Source organism: Streptomyces longisporoflavus (assembly GCF_014649775.1).
Taxonomy (GTDB): domain Bacteria; phylum Actinomycetota; class Actinomycetes; order Streptomycetales; family Streptomycetaceae; genus Streptomyces; species Streptomyces longisporoflavus.
In genome coordinates, this window is record NZ_BMTR01000103.1 from 1 (window position 1) to 1,584 (window position 1,584).

Sequence of the window (1,584 nt, forward strand, 5' to 3'; positions counted from 1 at the left end):
GGTGACTCGAACGGGGTTCTGAGTCGGGTGGTCTTCTGGTGGCGCGGGCATAAAGGCAGGGCCTCTTGGTAGCTCGGGGTTGCGAAGCCGACCGAGAACCAGGAGACCCTGTTGCCGCAGTTCTACGCGTTCAGGCCCACCGAGTTCAACTCCACTTCCCCGTCGTGTGGTTGTGCCGCCCATCGGTTCGGAAACGCGGCCGATCATCCCGAGCGTGTTCGGCGTTATCCCTCGGATATGACGGACGCGGAGTGGGAGACGATCCGGCCGCTGCTGCCGGTTCCGGCCTGGCTGGAGGGCCGGGGCGGGCAGCCGGAGGGCTATTGCCACCGTCAGATGCTCGATGCGGTGCGCTATCTCCTGGACAACGGAATCAAGTGGCGGGCGATGCCGGTCGACTTCCCGGCCTGGAGCGCGGTCTATGCCTTCTTCCGCCGCTGGCGCGAGCAAGGGCTGATCGCCGAGTTCCACCACCGGCTGCGCGGCCGGGTGCGGCAGGCCGAGGGGCGATCGCTCCAGCCGACCGCGGCGATCATCGACTCGCAGTCCGTGCGGGCGGCCGAGACCGTCGGCGCCGCAACCCGCGGCTGGGACAGCGGAAAGAAGGTGGGCGGCCGCAAACGCCATATCACCGTCGACAGCACGGGGATGCTGCTGGTCGTGCTCGTGACCGGCGCCGACGTCCAGGACCGCGACGCCGGCCTGCCGCTGCTGGAACAACTCCGCCGACACCACCACAAGATCACACTCGTCTGGGCCGACGGCGCCTATGCCGGCCGGCTCGTCGATTCCGCCCGCGACCACCTCGCTCTGACTCTGACCGTCGTCAGACGGCCCGCTGCCAGCACCGGCTTCACCGTGCTGCCCCGGCGGTGGTGCGTCGAGCGCACCCTGGCCTGGCTGATGCACCGACGGCGCCTGGTCCGCGACTACGAACGCCTGCCCGCCACCAGCGAGGCGATGATGCTGTGGTCGATGACCATGCTCATGGGCCGCCGACTGGCCCGACGGCGGCCGCCGCGGCGAACGTCCCGGCCGCAGGCTCGACCGCCCAGCCCCGCTCCACCAGGCGCTTCAACTTCGACCTGAGCCCTTCGATCTTCGCGGGGATCAGTTCGAGGTCCAGCATGCGGGCCAAGTCCTTGGCCCGCAGACCGCCTTGAGGCGTCTGGGAGGCGAGCACTGTCATGATCCGGCGGTATTCCGGCGCGAGCACTCCCGCGTCCAGTCCCTCGCGGTGATGGGGCACCACCGAACCCCGCTTCGGTGTCGCCCGGGGCGCATCCGGGCCGGGCACCGCCTCGAGCGAGGCTTGATCCTCCGGCTGGTACAGCACCTGGCTGACCATCTCCCGGGCACACACCAGCCGTTCCACCTCCAGCTCGGCAGCCGCGAGCTGGGAGCGCAGGCGTTCGGTCCGTTCCCGCGCTGATGCTTCCTTCGCCTCCAACAACCCCAGCACCGATACCACCGGCCACCCCCGAACGAGCAGGAACACGGACGAGGCATGTCTTCCTGACCCGGCGGAAAGCCACTCCCACCAGCAGAAACTCAGCGATCAAGTTCGGAACGACAACAGGTACT

General features: G+C 68.8%; 2 protein-coding genes. One reads left to right on the forward strand and one right to left on the reverse strand.

All coding sequences use genetic code 11. From position 1 onward, the window contains the following. Positions 1 to 237: 237 nt before the first annotated feature. On the forward strand, positions 238 to 1,089 hold the full coding sequence (locus IE226_RS43565; protein WP_229871989.1) for an IS5 family transposase: 852 nt from the start codon (positions 238 to 240) through the stop codon (positions 1,087 to 1,089). On the opposite strand, the gene IE226_RS43570 is transcribed toward IE226_RS43565, so the two are convergent. Beyond that, the gene (locus IE226_RS43570) at positions 986 to 1,498 is read right to left on the reverse strand and encodes a hypothetical protein (RefSeq protein WP_229871990.1); all 513 of its coding nucleotides are present in this window, start codon (positions 1,496 to 1,498) and stop codon (positions 986 to 988) included. The genes IE226_RS43565 and IE226_RS43570 overlap by 104 nt on opposite strands. Positions 1,499 to 1,584 lie beyond the last annotated feature (86 nt).

Bases quoted from the DNA above. Each gene is read 5' to 3' on its own strand.
- IE226_RS43565 (WP_229871989.1), top strand. From the start codon at position 238: ATGACGGACGCGGAGTGGGAGACGATCCGGCCGCTGCTGCCGGTTCCG.